This is a genomic window from Sporosarcina thermotolerans, from assembly GCF_030067815.1.
Taxonomy (GTDB): Bacteria; Bacillota; Bacilli; order Bacillales_A; family Planococcaceae; genus Sporosarcina; species Sporosarcina thermotolerans.
Genome location: NZ_CP125968.1, coordinates 489,552 through 504,678 on the forward strand (window position 1 = coordinate 489,552; position 15,127 = coordinate 504,678).

General features: G+C 40.6%; 15 protein-coding genes and 2 pseudogenes. 15 read left to right on the forward strand and 2 right to left on the reverse strand.

Annotation, left to right across the window (positions count from 1 at the left end; genetic code table 11):
* The first annotated feature begins 690 nt into the window (after window positions 1–690).
* The 10 genes and pseudogenes from rnpA to QNH10_RS02805 all read left to right on the forward strand — a co-directional run bounded on the left by rnpA (window position 691) and on the right by QNH10_RS02805 (window position 10,808).
* Entirely contained in the window at window positions 691–1,035 is a 345-nt protein-coding gene (gene rnpA, locus QNH10_RS02760; RefSeq protein ID WP_283733419.1) for a ribonuclease P protein component, read from the forward strand.
* Window positions 1,036–1,103: 68 nt separating this feature from the next.
* Window positions 1,104–1,877 (forward strand): membrane protein insertase YidC, encoded by a 774-nt coding sequence (gene yidC / locus QNH10_RS02765; RefSeq protein ID WP_283733420.1) that lies wholly within the window; start codon window positions 1,104–1,106, stop codon window positions 1,875–1,877.
* Window positions 1,874–2,668, forward strand: coding sequence for an RNA-binding cell elongation regulator Jag/EloR (gene jag / locus QNH10_RS02770; protein ID WP_283733421.1), 795 nt, complete (start codon window positions 1,874–1,876; stop codon window positions 2,666–2,668). The genes yidC and jag overlap by 4 nt, the downstream gene beginning before the upstream one ends.
* 230 nt (window positions 2,669–2,898) lie before the next feature.
* Window positions 2,899–4,284 (forward strand): tRNA uridine-5-carboxymethylaminomethyl(34) synthesis GTPase MnmE, encoded by a 1,386-nt coding sequence (mnmE, locus tag QNH10_RS02775; protein ID WP_283733422.1) that lies wholly within the window; start codon window positions 2,899–2,901, stop codon window positions 4,282–4,284.
* Between the two features lie 287 nt (window positions 4,285–4,571).
* Window positions 4,572–6,458, forward strand: a pseudogene (mnmG, locus tag QNH10_RS02780) (tRNA uridine-5-carboxymethylaminomethyl(34) synthesis enzyme MnmG).
* A 61-nt stretch (window positions 6,459–6,519) separates the two neighbouring features.
* Window positions 6,520–7,236: a 16S rRNA (guanine(527)-N(7))-methyltransferase RsmG gene (gene rsmG / locus QNH10_RS02785; protein ID WP_283733423.1), complete on the forward strand. Its 717-nt coding sequence runs from the start codon at window positions 6,520–6,522 to the stop codon at window positions 7,234–7,236.
* A 159-nt stretch (window positions 7,237–7,395) separates the two neighbouring features.
* A pseudogene (noc, locus tag QNH10_RS02790) lies at window positions 7,396–8,255 on the forward strand (nucleoid occlusion protein).
* 189 nt (window positions 8,256–8,444) lie between these two features.
* A complete protein-coding gene (locus tag QNH10_RS02795) occupies window positions 8,445–9,206 on the forward strand; it encodes a ParA family protein (protein ID WP_283733424.1) in 762 nt (253 codons plus the stop codon).
* On the forward strand, window positions 9,199–10,035 hold the full coding sequence (locus QNH10_RS02800) for a ParB/RepB/Spo0J family partition protein (RefSeq protein ID WP_283733425.1): 837 nt from the start codon (window positions 9,199–9,201) through the stop codon (window positions 10,033–10,035). The genes QNH10_RS02795 and QNH10_RS02800 overlap by 8 nt, the downstream gene beginning before the upstream one ends.
* 65 nt (window positions 10,036–10,100) lie before the next feature.
* Window positions 10,101–10,808, forward strand: coding sequence for a DUF554 domain-containing protein (locus tag QNH10_RS02805; RefSeq protein ID WP_283733426.1), 708 nt, complete (start codon window positions 10,101–10,103; stop codon window positions 10,806–10,808).
* Here QNH10_RS02805 and yyaC read toward each other — a convergent pair.
* Complete coding sequence (gene yyaC / locus QNH10_RS02810; protein WP_283733427.1) at window positions 10,783–11,355, reverse strand: spore protease YyaC; 573 nt, start codon at window positions 11,353–11,355, stop codon at window positions 10,783–10,785. The genes QNH10_RS02805 and yyaC overlap by 26 nt on opposite strands.
* A gap of 293 nt (window positions 11,356–11,648) precedes the next feature.
* Between yyaC and QNH10_RS02815 the strand changes: the two genes are divergently transcribed.
* The 4 genes from QNH10_RS02815 to ychF all read left to right on the forward strand — a co-directional run bounded on the left by QNH10_RS02815 (window position 11,649) and on the right by ychF (window position 13,756).
* Window positions 11,649–12,059, forward strand: a complete 411-nt coding sequence (locus QNH10_RS02815; protein WP_283733428.1) for a mechanosensitive ion channel family protein — start codon at window positions 11,649–11,651, stop codon at window positions 12,057–12,059.
* A 152-nt stretch (window positions 12,060–12,211) separates the two neighbouring features.
* Window positions 12,212–12,343 carry a hypothetical protein gene (locus QNH10_RS02820; RefSeq protein ID WP_283733429.1) on the forward strand — a complete coding sequence of 44 codons (132 nt, stop codon included), beginning with the start codon at window positions 12,212–12,214 and terminating at the stop codon, window positions 12,341–12,343.
* 23 nt (window positions 12,344–12,366) lie between these two features.
* A complete protein-coding gene (locus tag QNH10_RS02825; RefSeq protein WP_283733430.1) occupies window positions 12,367–12,570 on the forward strand; it encodes a DUF951 domain-containing protein in 204 nt (67 codons plus the stop codon).
* A gap of 85 nt (window positions 12,571–12,655) precedes the next feature.
* A complete protein-coding gene (ychF, locus tag QNH10_RS02830) occupies window positions 12,656–13,756 on the forward strand; it encodes a redox-regulated ATPase YchF (protein WP_283733431.1) in 1,101 nt (366 codons plus the stop codon).
* A gap of 43 nt (window positions 13,757–13,799) precedes the next feature.
* Here ychF and QNH10_RS02835 read toward each other — a convergent pair whose 3' ends face one another.
* Window positions 13,800–14,360: a DUF3267 domain-containing protein gene (locus QNH10_RS02835; protein ID WP_283733432.1), complete on the reverse strand. Its 561-nt coding sequence runs from the start codon at window positions 14,358–14,360 to the stop codon at window positions 13,800–13,802.
* Window positions 14,361–14,785: 425 nt separating this feature from the next.
* Here QNH10_RS02835 and rpsF point away from each other — a divergent pair, with 425 nt between their 5' ends.
* Window positions 14,786–15,073 carry a 30S ribosomal protein S6 gene (rpsF, locus tag QNH10_RS02840; protein WP_283733433.1) on the forward strand — a complete coding sequence of 96 codons (288 nt, stop codon included), beginning with the start codon at window positions 14,786–14,788 and terminating at the stop codon, window positions 15,071–15,073.
* Window positions 15,074–15,127 lie beyond the last annotated feature (54 nt).

Here is a 15,127-nt window from a genome sequence, read left to right on the forward strand (position 1 = left end):
CGGAAGCTGGATTGAATAAAAAGCGGAGGCGGCCAGCATAGATGCGACAGGCATAAGACGAAGATACGGAGTGGCGTTCTTTGCCACGCAGTAGCTTTGACTTATGACCCGAGCATCTGGCCGCCAAAGCTGGATTGAATAAAAAGCGGAGGCGGCCTGCATAGATGCGACAGGCATAAGACGAAGATACGGAGTGGCGTTCTTTGCCACGCAGTAGCTTTGACTTATGACCCCGAGCATCTGGCCGCCAAAGCTGGATTGAATAAAAAGCGGAGGCGGCCTGCATAGATGCGACAGGCATAAGACGAAGATACGGAGTGGCGTTCTTTGCCACGCAGTAGCTTTGACTTATGACCCGAGCATCTGGCCGCCAAAGCTGGATTGAATAAAAAGCGGAGGCGGCCAGCATAGATGCGACAGGCATAAGGCGAAGATACGGAGTGGCGTTCTTTGCCACGCAGTAGCTTTGACTTATGACCCCGAGCATCTGGCCGCCAAAGCTGGATTGAATAAAAAGCGGAGGCGGCCAGCATAGATGCGACAGGCATAAGGCGAAGATACGGAGTGGCGTTCTTTGCCACGCAGTAGCTTTGACTTATGACCCCGAGCATCTGGCCGCCAAAGCTGGATTGAAAAAGCGTCCGTCTGAAAAAGAAATAGTATGTAAATAGTATGAGGGAGGTGAAAGGCTTGAAAAAACGTCAACGCGTCAAAAAAAACGAAGACTTTCAAAAAGTATTTAAAAAAGGTAAATCCGTCGCGAATCGGCAATTCGTCATCTATTCTTATATAAAGGAAGAGCAGCCAGAATTCAGGATTGGCCTCTCCGTCGGAAAAAAATTAGGAAATGCAGTAACCCGTAACCGTATAAAGCGATACATCCGTCAAGCCTTCCTTGAAATGAAAGAAGAACTGAAAAATGACAGGGATTATGTTATTATCGCCAGACACCAGGCGGCCAATTTAGACTTCCATGAAACAAAAAAAAGCCTTCAACACGTACTGAAGATTGCCAAGGCATTCAATAAGAAGTAGAACGTTATAAATGTTCATGATAAACTGAAATCAACAATAGATTTTAGGAATAGATTTGGGGAAACAAGTTGAAAAAAAGAACCGCGTTAATACTTATGCTCACCGTTTTATCGGTATTCCTTGCAGGTTGTTCGGAATTCAATCAGCCGATATATGAAACGAGCGAAGGATTTTGGAATAAATACATCGTCTGGCCGATTGTATCTTTAATCGTAACCTTTAAAGAACTATTAGGTACGTATGGTTTTGGAATCATTGCCGTAACCATCATCATCCGCCTGATTTTATTGCCGCTTATGATTAAACAAGCGCAAAGTTCAAAGCGTATGCAGGCAATGCAACCGATCCTAAACGGATTGAAAGAGAAATACAAATCAAAAGACGCTGTAACGCAACAGAAATATCGTGAAGAAATGCAACGGGTAATGGCAGAGCAGAAGATCAACCCGGCAGCAGGGTGTCTACCTGTACTTATCCAAATGCCAATCGTCATTGGGCTCTATCATGCAATCAGCAGGATGAATGCGACGCCGGAAATCGAGATCGGTAAATTCCTTTGGTTTGAACTTGGTGCACCAAGCGTAACGCTCGCAATTATTGCAGGGTTAATGCAATTTGCCGTATTGCGTACAGGTCCAGCGATGGACAACCCGCAAATGAAGGTAATGATGTATATCATGCCTTTCATGATCATGATTTTCGGTACATTCCTACCAGCAGCACTTGCATTATATTGGGTTATCGGTAATATCATTTCAATTATCCAGAATATCTTCATTTACAAACCATTCAAGAAAAAAGAAGAAGTGGCACCTGTAAAAGCGGGAGGGAAAAAGAAATGAATAGGATAACGCGAAAGGGAGCGACAGTGGAGGCTGCGGTTTCAGCAGCATTGCAACAGCTCAATATGACGCGTGATGAAGTGGATGTTGAAATAGTCGACCCTGGGAAAAAAGGATTTTTGGGATTTGGAGTTAGAGAAGCGGAAGTCATTGTTAGCATCAGAAAGACAGAAGTTCAACAAACCACCTCCTCTATAGAAGAAAAGGTTGAAAAAATCCAAGAACCTACCTTGAAAATGACTTCCGGGCCGGTACGAGAAGAAGAAACCGTTGTACAGCCGATTGAACCGACGAAGGAAATTGTAGAGGTGAAAATCGAGGATTCTAATGCATCCGATCAACAAGCAATTAGTGAAACGACTGCGTATGTGAAGGCAATTGCCGAAGCAATGGGAATTGATGACCTTATTATCAATCATGAAATGGATGGAAAGTACATTACATTCCAATTGGAAAGTAAAAAGGCTGCATTCCTAATTGGTAAAAGAGGACAAACGTTGAATGCATTACAGCAATTGGCCCAGCTCGTTACAAATAAATATGCTGGCCAATTCAAAGTTGTACGTTTAGATGTAGGTGACTATCGTGATAGACGCGAACAATCTTTGGAACAATTTGCAGAGCGTATGGCTGATCAAGCCGTTCGCAACGGAAGGAAAGTAAAGTTGGAACCAATGCCTTCTTATGAAAGAAAAGTCATCCATAATGCTTTATCGAATCGCTTGGATATCGAAACCTATTCGGAAGGAACAGATCCGCATCGTTACCTTGTAATTGAACCAATTAATTGAATATTAATCAAAACCCCGTGAACTTCACGGGGTTTTTTAATGACGAAATATTGTTAGTCATAATCATTCACTCCTTAAAAAAATACAAGAAGGGTTCTCGTTCAAACTTATCCACATTTTTTTGGTTCACTGACTATGAGAAAGTGTGAATTTGTGATAGTATATTATGTCAGATAGTCATGTCAAAACAGTTATCCACATGTGGGTAACGAGTCAGGAAGGTGATGAATATGCAATTTGATACAATAGCTGCCATATCTACTCCAATGGGGGAAGGGGCTATCGCCATCGTCCGGCTTAGTGGAGACGAAGCTATCGACATTTCAGATAAAATTTTCCGTTCTCCGTCCGGTAAAAAACTGGCGGAAGAACAATCACATACAATTCATTATGGACACTTGGTAGACCCATCTACAAGTGAAGTTGTCGAGGAAGTGATGGTATCCATTATGAGGGCACCAAAAACTTTCACCCGTGAAGATGTCGTCGAAGTAAATTGCCATGGCGGTGTAGTGGCAGTGAACCGAGTCCTCAACCTCGTGTTGAAAGAAGGAGCTCGCCTTGCAGAACCAGGCGAGTTTTCAAAGCGTGCATTTCTAAATGGACGGATCGATTTATCCCAAGCAGAGGCTGTCATGGACTTGATCCGTGCAAAAACTGATCGTGCGATGAATGTTGCCTTGAACCAAATGGAAGGGAAGCTTTCCAAATTGATCGGAGAATTAAGACAAGCTCTCCTTGAAACGCTGGCGCAGGTAGAGGTGAATATCGACTATCCGGAATACGATGACGTTGAAGAAGTGACCATTCCACTAATGATTGAGAAGGGGACATGGGTAAAACAGGAGATTGAGAAACTACTCCGAACATCTTCACAAGGTAAAATCCTGCGTGAAGGATTATCTACCGTCATCATAGGAAGGCCGAACGTCGGTAAATCTTCTTTATTGAATAGCCTCGTCCAGGAGAACAAGGCGATTGTCACCGAAATTGCAGGAACAACCCGTGATATAATCGAGGAATATGTCAATGTCCGCGGAGTACCGCTTCGACTCGTCGATACAGCAGGCATTCGCGAAACTGAAGATATCGTCGAACGGATTGGTGTAGAACGGTCTCGCCAAGTACTAAAGGAAGCAGATCTTATTCTACTTGTCCTAAATAGTTCCGAGGAGTTATCGGAAGAAGATATCCGTCTGTTTGAAGCTACAGCTGAGATGGATCTAATCGTCGTCATTAATAAAACAGATCTCCCTCAGAAAATAGATATGCAAAAAGTATATGAATTAGCCGGAAAAGGAACTGTAGTCACGACATCGATCCTTAAGGAAGAGGGCATTGATGAACTTGAAGAAGCAATTGCAAAACTCTTCTTTGAAGGAGCACTTGAAGCCAGCGACCTCACCTATGTATCCAACGCCCGACACATTGCATTGCTCCACAAAGCACATAAGACAATCCAGGACGCTATTTCCGCAGCAGAGGCAAACGTACCGGTCGACATGATTCAAATCGATGTAACACGTACGTGGGAGCTCTTAGGCGAAATCGTCGGCGACACAGTCCAAGACAGCCTCATCAACCAATTGTTCTCCCAGTTTTGTTTAGGGAAATAGTTATTTTAACATTAGACACCAAGGATTGAAGCGAAAGGCGGCGACTCCAGCGAAAGTCGTTACGTAGAACGACTTTTGCGAGTAAAAGCGCAGCGTTACGAGCAATGTTTATTGCGAACCTAAGGGAGTAGTTAGCCACTGCCTTTATTTCTGCAAAAGGCGCAGAAATACGGCAAATCGAACTCTTCGTGGTTCGCTTGGAAAGCGTCCGCCTGTAGCGGAAATCCGATTTTGTGATTACTAATATATACAGCAATACAATTTATAAATAGGAAGGATGAACGAACATGCCACAATTTGAAGCAGGCACGTTCGATTGTATAGTCATCGGAGCAGGGCATGCCGGCGTCGAAGCAGCATTAGCCTCAGCGAAGATGGGTGCATCGACATTGGTGCTTACCATGAACCTTGACATGATTGCTTTCATGCCATGCAATCCATCACTCGGAGGTCCCGCAAAAGGGATCGTCGTAAGAGAGATTGATGCACTAGGCGGAGCAATGGGGAAAGTTATTGATAAAACGCATATCCAAATGCGCATGTTAAACACAGGTAAGGGACCTGCCGTACGTGCACTTCGTGCGCAAGCAGACAAAGTCCTATACCAACAAGAAATGAAACGCGTTCTTGAAGAACAAGAAAACCTAACACTTCACCAAGGAGTCGTCGAAGAATTAATTGTCGAAGACAACGAAGTGAAAGGACTCATCACTCAAATTGGTGCAGTTTATCGGGCAAAAACAATAATTATCACAACAGGAACTTTCCTTCGCGGGGAAGTCATTATCGGCGATTTGAAATATTCAAGTGGCCCGAATAACCAAATGCCTGCGATCAAGCTTGCTGAAAATCTGCAGGAACTCGGATTGGAAACAGTACGTTTCAAAACCGGAACACCTCCGCGTATTAACGGCAATACAATTGATTACAGCAAAACGGAAATTCAACCAGGTGATGAAGTTCCGCGTTCATTCAGCTATGAAACAACGGAATTCATAATGGATCAATTGCCTTGCTGGTTAACGTATACAACGCCGAGAACACATGAAATTATCAATGAAAACCTTCATCTTTCCCCGATGTATTCAGGGATGATAAAAGGGAAGGGGCCAAGCTATTGCCCTTCAATCGAAGACAAAATCGTCCGTTTTGCGGATAAATCTCGTCATCAGATTTTCCTTGAGCCGGAAGGTCGAAATACAAAGGAGTATTACGTACAAGGTCTTTCAACAAGTTTGCCTGAACATGTCCAACGTAGGTTGATCGAAAGTGTACCGGGATTGGAAAAGGCGGAAATGATGCGCGCAGGCTATGCGATTGAGTATGATTCCATTATCGCAACACAGCTATGGCCGACACTTGAAACGAAGAAAATCAAAAACTTATACACAGCTGGCCAAATTAACGGAACTTCCGGTTACGAAGAAGCAGCTGCACAAGGCATCATGGCTGGAATCAATGCTGCAAGAAAAGCACTTGGTAAAGAGGAAGTCATCCTCGGAAGATCAGATGCCTATATCGGTGTACTTATCGACGATCTTGTGACTAAAGGAACAAGTGAACCATACCGTCTTCTTACATCAAGAGCCGAATACAGACTTTTGCTTCGTCATGACAACGCAGACATACGTCTTACAGAAATTGGATACCAACTTGGAATGATAAGTGAAGAACGTCATGAGAAATTCCTTGAGAAAAAGCAACAAATCGAAGAGGAAATTGAAAGACTTCGTAAAGTAACGATTAAACCGAGCGAGGCTGTTCAAGAATTATCCATCAATCAGGGGAACAGAGCTTCGTGAGCCAATGAAAGCAGCTGACCTGTTAAAACGACCAGAAATGAAGTATGAACAAATCATAACGGTTGTTCCACCTGAGGAAGAAATAACTCCTGAAGTAGCCGAACAAGTTGAGATTTTCATCAAATACGAAGGCTATATTGAAAAATCGATGCAACAAGTTGAACGAATGAAGAAAATGGAGAACAAGAGAATCCCCGAAAACATTGATTACTATGCAATCAATGGAATTGCAAAGAGGCGAAAGCAAATCTTACAGCAGTAAGACCCCTGTCGATTGCGCAAGCATCAAGGATTTCAGGCGTAAATCCCGCCGATATTTCTATTCTTCTTGTATATATTGAGCAAGGCAAAATCGCAAAAATATCAGGTTAACATCATGAGACTGATGTGGAGTATAAGTCCGCATCAGTCCTTTTTTAAAAGGAGGATCCGAGTGAACGAAGAACAATTTTTAGATGCATTGAAAAGTCAGGGCATCAGTTTAACAGAAGTTCAAATGCAACAATTTAATACGTATTTCCGTTTGTTGGTTGAGTGGAATGAAAAAATGAATTTAACAGCTATAACAGACGCACCATCCGTTTATCTTAAACACTTTTATGATTCTATAACGGCGGCATTTCATATGGATTTATCAGGAAGTAAGTCCATTTGTGATGTAGGGGCAGGGGCAGGGTTTCCAAGTATTCCATTGAAGATCTGTTACCCTGATCTATCGGTAACAATTGTTGATTCATTGAATAAAAGAATTACATTCCTTCATGAGCTTGCTAAAGAGCTAAAATTGAGTAATGTTGAATTTGTCCATTCCCGGGCTGAAGACTTTGGTCAAAATCCAAAATACCGTGAACAATTTGACATCGTAACTGCTCGTGCCGTAGCACGTTTATCGGTTCTTTCAGAACTATGCGTTCCCCTTGTTAAAGAGGGTGGAGTGTTTATTTCTATGAAAGGTGCTGCAGCCGAGGAGGAATTGATGGATGCTAAGAAGGCACTTACTTTACTTGGAGCTGAAATGCTTGATAAACATTCTTTCAATTTACCTGTTGAGGAAAGCGAAAGAAACATATTCATTTTCAAGAAGGTTAAGAAAACTCCTAAAAGATATCCTCGTAAACCAGGAGTTCCAAATAAAACACCAATTGCTTAATTGTTCCACGTGAAACATTTCTTTTATACCCTATTATGTAGATTGGTAGGTTCTAACTACAATCTATCAATCTACACTTTAATAAGTACCAAAGAGGATATATAATAGATATAGCGAATATACAATTAAAGATGAGCAGTTTATAAAGGTGGTGCCGGGATGAAAAATACGTTTTCACGGTTTTTTGGTAGTGTAGAAAAAGAACCTGAGATTCAACAAATCGAGAACACTCCATCCGAAAAAGTTGAACAAGTGAAAATAGATTTGATTAAGCCAAATAAGTATCAGCCAAGAACAATTTTTTCCGAGGAGAAAATGAAGAGTTAGCTAGGACGATTCATACGCACGGCGTTATCCAACCCATTGTTATCCGAAAAAGTAATGATGGATATGAAATTATTGCAGGTGAGCGTAGATACCGAGCAATGAAAAAATTAGGTTGGGAAGAAGTACCTGCAATTATTCGAAATCTTGATGATAGAGAGACAGCTTCCATTGCATTGATTGAAAACTTACAACGTGAAGAATTAACAGCTATAGAAGAGGCATACGCATACGAGAAATTATTGGAGTTGCATTCTTTAACTCAGGAGGCACTGGCACAGCGATTGGGAAAAGGACAGTCCACTATTGCCAATAAGCTTCGCCTTTTAAAACTTCCAAAAGAAATAAAGGATAAAATTCTTACAAAAGAATTATCCGAAAGGCATGCAAGAGCATTAATCTCTGTTAAGGATGCCGATTTGCAACATAAACTTTTCAACGAAGCAATTGATGAACAACTCAATGTAAAGCAATTGGAGGAAAGAATCCATCTTGCATTGAATCCAGTTGAAGAAGAGAAAGTAAAGAAAAAACCAGTTAAACGAAAATCCGTAAGTAAAGATGTCCGAATTGCACTAAATACAATTAGACAGTCACTGGCCCTTGTAACGAAAAGCGGCATAAATGTAAAGACTGAAGAAGAGGATACGGATGATTTTTATACAATAACTGTTAAAATTCCTAAAAAGAAATAAGAAAACAAATAAATTATAAGAGTAATTGCTCTTGCTTATTAAAAGCAGGAGTTTTTTTATGCGATACATTACCACAGACATCGTTTTTTTGATAAACTATAATAGATTGAAAGAAATATAATAAAAGTCGTCAGTCAATATAAAAAAGTATTATAGTTTTAGTATGATAGTGAGAAAGCAGGTGCAAGTGTGGGTAAAATTATTGCAATCGCTAATCAAAAAGGAGGAGTTGGAAAGACAACCACCTCAGTTAACTTAAGTGCTTGCCTTGCACATATTGGCAAAAAGGTTTTATTAATTGACTCCGATCCCCAAGGGAATGCAACAAGTGGGGTAGGGGTTAACAAAGGTGATGTGCATCAATGCATTTATGATATGTTAATAGATGATGTTGATATCAAGGATGTTATTCATCATACTAAAATGGAAAACTTAGATATCGTTCCAGCAACCATTTCCCTGGCGGGTGCTGAAATTGAATTAGTGTCAACGATTTCAAGGGAAGTTAGGATGAAACATGCGATTCAGAATGCGAAGAACTCGTATGATTATATTATCATCGACTGTCCGCCTTCTTTAGGGTTATTAACCATTAATTCATTGACTGCTGCTGATTCAGTCATCATTCCAGTTCAATGCGAATATTATGCGTTGGAAGGTTTAAGCCAATTATTAAGTACAATTAGGCTTGTACAAAAGCATTTAAATGAAGCACTAATGATAGATGGTGTTTTATTAACGATGTTTGATGCGAGAACTAATTTAGGCATTCAAGTCATTGAAGAAGTGAAGAAATACTTTCAGGATAAGGTCTACGGAACAATTATTCCAAGGAATGTTCGGTTGAGTGAAGCACCAAGTCATGGAGAACCAATCATCATGTATGATTCAAGATCGAGGGGCGCTGAAGTATATCTAGAGCTGGCAAAGGAAGTGGTACACAATGGCTAAGGGTCTTGGAAAAGGTTTAAACGCTTTGTTTCCCGATGAGTCTTTAACGAAAGCCGAATCAATTGAGAACATCCGATTGAAAAGTATAAAAGTGAATCCATATCAGCCAAGAAAAATATTTGATGAGAATGCAATTCAAGAATTAAGTGAATCGATTAAAGAACATGGTATTTTACAGCCGATTATCGTCCGGAAAGTCGGAACTATGTATGAAATAGTAGTAGGGGAAAGGCGCTTCCGTGCAGCTAAGATTGCGGGGCTAAAAGAGATTCCAGCAGTAGTCCGTCAATTGACAGACGAAGAATCTATGGAATTGGCTATTCTTGAAAATCTGCAGCGTGAAGACCTAACGCCTATTGAAGAAGCTGAAGCTTACCAAAAACTAATGGATAATTTAAGCCTGACGCAAGAACAACTTGCTTTTAGACTTGGAAAAAGTCGTCCGCATATTGCCAATCATATTCGATTATTAAGTCTACCTGAGAAGGTGCGTAGCCTGATTACAGTTGGCAAGCTATCAATGGGTCACGGAAGGACATTGCTTGGACTTCGAAAAAAAGAGCAAATTTTATTGACTGCAGAGAAAACTATTAGTGAAGGTTTAAACGTCAGACAGTTGGAAAAATTAGTTCAAAGATTGAACGAAAATGTTCCACGTGAAACAAAGCCAAAAGAGAAAAACATCTTCCTTGAAGAACGAGAGTCTAACTTACGGGAATATTTCGGCACCAATGTTACCATTAAGAAGTCGAAAAATAAAGGTAAAATAGAAATTGAGTTTTTCACTGAAGAAGACCTTGAAAGAATATTAGATTTATTGAATGATTAAGCATGTACCTATTTTGCTCATACTGCAAAATAGGTATTATTTTTAATAGGCGGAAGTGAAAAACCATGGTATTGTTTGGTTCGATTGTAAATGTTGTGTTAATCATTTTGGGCGCGTTAATTGGACGTTTTTTAAACAATATTCCGGAACGCATGAAAGAAACTGTGATGTATGGAATTGGATTGGCTGTAGCAGCAATCGGAATACAAATGACGTTTGAAAGCACACAAATATTAATTGTCATAATAAGTATTGTAATTGGGGCTATTATTGGTGAATGGATGGATCTTGACGGCAAGATAAATCAGTTAGGTCAGTATCTCGAAAGTAAATTACCGTCAAAACAAGAAGGTCCCGGTATTGCGCAGGGATTTGTAACAGCAACGTTGATCTTTGTTGTAGGCTCAATGGCGATTATAGGGGCTATCGATAGTGGACTTCGTAACGATCATGATGTATTAATCATGAAAGGTGTACTTGATGGATTCACTTCCATCATTTTAAGTTCGACCTTGGGAATAGGTGTGGCATTTTCGGCAGTGCCTGTTTTTATTTATCAAACAATTATAACATTACTTTCAACACAAATAAGCCGCTACGTGCCGGACGAATTATTGCAGTTTTTCATTTCTGAAATGACGGCAACAGGCGGCCTAATGATTGTTGGAATTGGATTGAATTTGATAGGTATTACAAAAATGCGCGTTGCTAATTTTATACCCGGAATCTTTGTTGTAGGAATCGTCGTTACAATTGTCCATTATCTGTTTTGAATCTCCCGTATGCAAGTTGCAACGCACGGGAAATAACTCTGCTCATTTCAAAGGGAAGGTGTAGTCGAGTGCTTTGAAGGACTGCCTGCTCCATAAATCCAGATATGTTAACAACCCCTTTAATGGATAAATTACCGACAGGCGGCAAAGCCTTTCCAACAGCTTTTCCTGGGTAAAGAGGTCCATTATGCAATAATAGTTGTCCAATCGAGTCGTTTTTTCCTAAACATGCGTCGATCGCTACAATGAACGTTGAAGGATCCTGTTCGAATGTTTCATCCAAATGTTTTTGTAGATTAAGTGCATGTAAGGGTTTCTCCAGTGTTCCTATTACGGAAAACGGAAACAGTAAAGATTCTGATAAATGAGAACCTGTCAGGGGACCCAGTGCGTCTCCCGTAGATCGATCAGTTCCAATGCAGAAGAATGAAATTGAATCGTTTTGGAAGGGAATATGCTTGAGAAAAAATGAACTAAGATTCCAAACAGCGCCTGTGGCATCATAATGTATCCGGAAATCATAATCCGTAGAAAGTGTTGAGTGCATGACAAAACTCCATTCTTGTATTGTAGTCAAAATGATTGATTGTTTAGCAGTATACGCGACTATGATGAGTTTTATACTGAAAGGAAGTTTGTAAGTGACGAAGGAGAATATGGAGAAGTTAATCGAGTTTTTTTTTTAGTGATGACACTGAAAAAGTAAGTAAATTCTTTTTTAATGAACAGGTTTGGATTGGCCTTCTCTTAGTTGCTGTTAGGATTGCTTTTATCATCGCCATTGCCTTCATCGTTGTACATGCCGGAAAATTCATCATTAGACGGTTATTCAGGATTAAGTTGAGAGGTCCGATACGTAGAGAAGAAAGACGTGAGAGGACTTTACTAAAGTTACTGGAGAATACTCTTAGCTACGTCGTCTACTTTTCTGCGATTTTAGCCATCCTACAAGAGTTCAATATAGATGTGAAAGGACTTGTTGCAGGGGCGGGGGTGTTGGGCCTCGCAGTAGGATTTGGAGCCCAGAGCCTTGTGAAAGATGTTATTTCAGGTTTTTTCATTTTATTTGAAGATCAGTTTTCTGTAGGGGATTATGTGAAAATTGGTACGGCAGAAGGTATGGTAGAAGAGATTGGACTACGAACTACAAAATTGAAAAACTTCACGGGTGAAATTTTCATTTTGCCAAACGGTACAATTTCACAAGTAGTCAACTATTCCATGAAAAATTCATTGGCAATTGTCATGTAACGATTCCATTTGAATTAGGCATAGAGAAAGTTGAAAAATCCATTAATGAATTCCTACAATCATTCAATAAGGATAATCCAGATTTACTCGGAAAACCTAAATTAATAGGTGCGAATGATTTTACTGAAAACTCCGTAATTGAACGAATCATTGTGGAAACAAAACCGATGCGTCATTTTGATACAGCAAGAAATATAGGAATTGGGTTGAAGAAGTATTTAGGAGAGCAAGGAATCGAAATCCCATATCCAACACTTGTAACAAAGTCATTTGATAACCAATAGGGATGAAAGGGGAGGTTGAGCATATGGCGGATAAAATTTTTCAATTGAATGACGTGGTTGAGATGAAAAAACCGCATCCATGTGGTAAGAATGCTTGGAAAATCATTAGAATGGGCGCGGATATCCGTATCAAATGTGAAGGATGCGGACATAGCGTCATGATTCCTCGAAATGAGTTTGCAAAAAAGATGAAAAAGGTGCTTATTAAAGGCGAAGTTGAACATTAATTAGACAGAGACCCAAACAATTCTTATAATAGAAGAGTTGTAATGAGTATAATGAAATTGACCTATATGAAAGGTTGGGAAATAAATGGCGTTAACAGCAGGAATCGTTGGTTTACCAAACGTCGGGAAATCGACATTATTCAACGCAATTACGAAGGCTGGAGCAGAGGCTGCAAATTACCCGTTCTGTACAATCGATCCGAACGTTGGAATAGTGGAAGTACCTGATGAGCGACTTCAAAAATTGACAGAGTTAGTTGTACCTAAAAAGACAGTACCAACCGCTTTTGAGTTTACGGATATTGCCGGAATCGTTGAAGGTGCAAGTAAAGGGGAAGGGTTAGGAAACAAATTCCTATCTCATATTCGTGAAGTAGATGCGATTTGCCAGGTAGTCCGTTGCTTCAATGATGAAAATATCACCCATGTGTCGGGTAAAGTAAATCCAATTGACGATATAGAGGTCATCAACCTTGAACTAATCCTCGCTGATATGGAAAGCGTGGACAAGCGATTGACACGTGTATCCAAGATGGCGAAACAGAAAGACAAGGATTCAATGGCTGAAGAGCCTGTGTTGATAAAACTGAAAGAGGCTTTTGAGAATGAAAAGCCTGCCCGCTCAGTGGAATTGACTCCTGAAGAGTTCCAACTGATTAAAGGAATGCATTTATTAACAATCAAGCCAATGCTATATGTTGCGAATGTGTCTGAAGATGAAATTGCTGAAGCAGATTCGAATGAGTATGTGAATACGGTTCGTGAATTTGCGAAGCAGGACAATGCAGAAGTGATCGTCGTTTGTGCGAAAATCGAGGAAGAAATGGCTGAATTAGACGAGGAAGAGAAAGAAATGTTCCTGGAAGAGTTAGGCATTAAAGAATCAGGCCTCGATCAGCTGATCAAAGCGGCTTATCACTTATTAGGATTGGCTACTTACTTCACAGCAGGCGTTCAGGAAGTACGTGCATGGACGTTCCGTAAAGGAATGAAAGCACCACAATGTGCCGGCATTATTCATACCGACTTCGAACGTGGCTTCATCCGTGCGGAAACAGTAGCATACGATGCTCTTGTTAATGCGGGGTCAATGACAGCTGCAAAAGAAGCAGGTAAGGTTCGTTTGGAAGGAAAAGAGTATATCGTTCAAGACGGCGATGTAATGTTGTTCCGTTTTAACGTGTAATATAAAACAACCGGCAAAGGATAATTATCCTTGCCGGTTGTTTTCATTGTATATGTTTTCCTGGTTCAAATAAGTATAACCTCGGCAACTGGGGGTCATCTTTAACAAGCCAATCATCAGGAAGTTTTTTCAACTCTTTATGCATCGCAAAGTCACCGGCTGCTCCACCAATCAGAAAGGCGGCAAGAGTGATCAAAACCCCATTTCCGATAACAAGACCAATGATTGCTGGCAATACCCCGGTCGTCCAAAAAGGAAGCAGTAAGGCCATACGAATAGCCTTATTCGTCATAGGGACGTCTGTTGTCGCATAGGCAATGCCTAACTTAAGATTCACGCCAACAACCATCTTCTTCCAAGGAACCCCACCGAAAACCCTGAAACCAAGCAAGTGAAAAAGTTCATGAAGAACAATTAAAAGTATATAACCACCTACAAAATACAAAAAAGTCCAGATCGTAATCGAATAAGAAAGCCCACCCTCAATAAGCATTCTCATAACAAGTAGCCCAATAAGTGTAAAGAAAGAAATCCACATCCCTCCCTTAGCCACCTTAGGCAAATCTATCTCAATAACCTTATCCGGTTCACCAAAACTCCCCATAAAATCACCTCGTATTTTCAGTATACACGATTCGGATAAGTTGAAATTAAAATTAATCAGTACTCGCCGAGGATTGGAGTGAAAGGCGGCGACTCCTGTGGGATTAAGCGAAAGCCGTTACGAAGAACGGCTTTTGCGAGTAAAAGCGAAGCGTTACGAGCAGGAATGCCGAAACGGATGCCTTAATTTCTGCAAAGAACGCAGAAATACGGCAAATCGAACCCTTCGCTGTTCGATTGGCTCACCCGCGCCCCACGGAAAGCGTCCGCCTGGAACGGAAATCAGTGATTAAAGAAACTTCATTTTTATTTAATAGTTGAATATCCAAACATATCATGCTAAAATATGATGATGTGAGTAATAACATTACTTACTCCTTGCCCGCCGTCATAAGTGGGCCAAAGTCCATAAGGAGGTGACTAAAGATGAGAAAGTACGAAATCATGTACATCATCCGTCCAACAGTAGAAGATGAAGCTAAAAAAGCGTTGATCACTCGTTTCGATGACATCCTAACTTCAAACGGAGCGGAAATCATCGAGTCGAAAGAGTGGGGCAAGCGTCGTCTTGCATACGAAATCGACGACCTACGTGAAGGCTTCTACCAATTGGTAACAGCTAACGCAGGTACTGAAGCAATCGATGAATTCAATCGTCTTGCGAACATTAATGAAGATATCATTCGTTATATGGCTGTTCGTCTTGACAACTAATCTATAAAGAACGAAAAAGCTGTAAAAAGTATTACTTGAAATTGATGAGGGAGG

Bases quoted from the DNA above. Each gene is read 5' to 3' on its own strand.
- mnmE (WP_283733422.1), top strand. From the start codon at position 2,899: ATGCAATTTGATACAATAGCTGCCATATCTACTCCAATGGGGGAAGGG.
- ychF (WP_283733431.1), top strand. From the start codon at position 12,656: ATGGCGTTAACAGCAGGAATCGTTGGTTTACCAAACGTCGGGAAATCG.
- QNH10_RS02825 (WP_283733430.1), top strand. From the start codon at position 12,367: ATGGCGGATAAAATTTTTCAATTGAATGACGTGGTTGAGATGAAAAAA.
- yyaC (WP_283733427.1), bottom strand. From the start codon at position 11,355: ATGCACTCAACACTTTCTACGGATTATGATTTCCGGATACATTATGAT.
- jag (WP_283733421.1), top strand. From the start codon at position 1,874: ATGAATAGGATAACGCGAAAGGGAGCGACAGTGGAGGCTGCGGTTTCA.
- QNH10_RS02800 (WP_283733425.1), top strand. From the start codon at position 9,199: ATGGCTAAGGGTCTTGGAAAAGGTTTAAACGCTTTGTTTCCCGATGAG.
- QNH10_RS02805 (WP_283733426.1), top strand. From the start codon at position 10,101: ATGGTATTGTTTGGTTCGATTGTAAATGTTGTGTTAATCATTTTGGGC.
- QNH10_RS02835 (WP_283733432.1), bottom strand. From the start codon at position 14,360: ATGGGGAGTTTTGGTGAACCGGATAAGGTTATTGAGATAGATTTGCCT.
- rpsF (WP_283733433.1), top strand. From the start codon at position 14,786: ATGAGAAAGTACGAAATCATGTACATCATCCGTCCAACAGTAGAAGAT.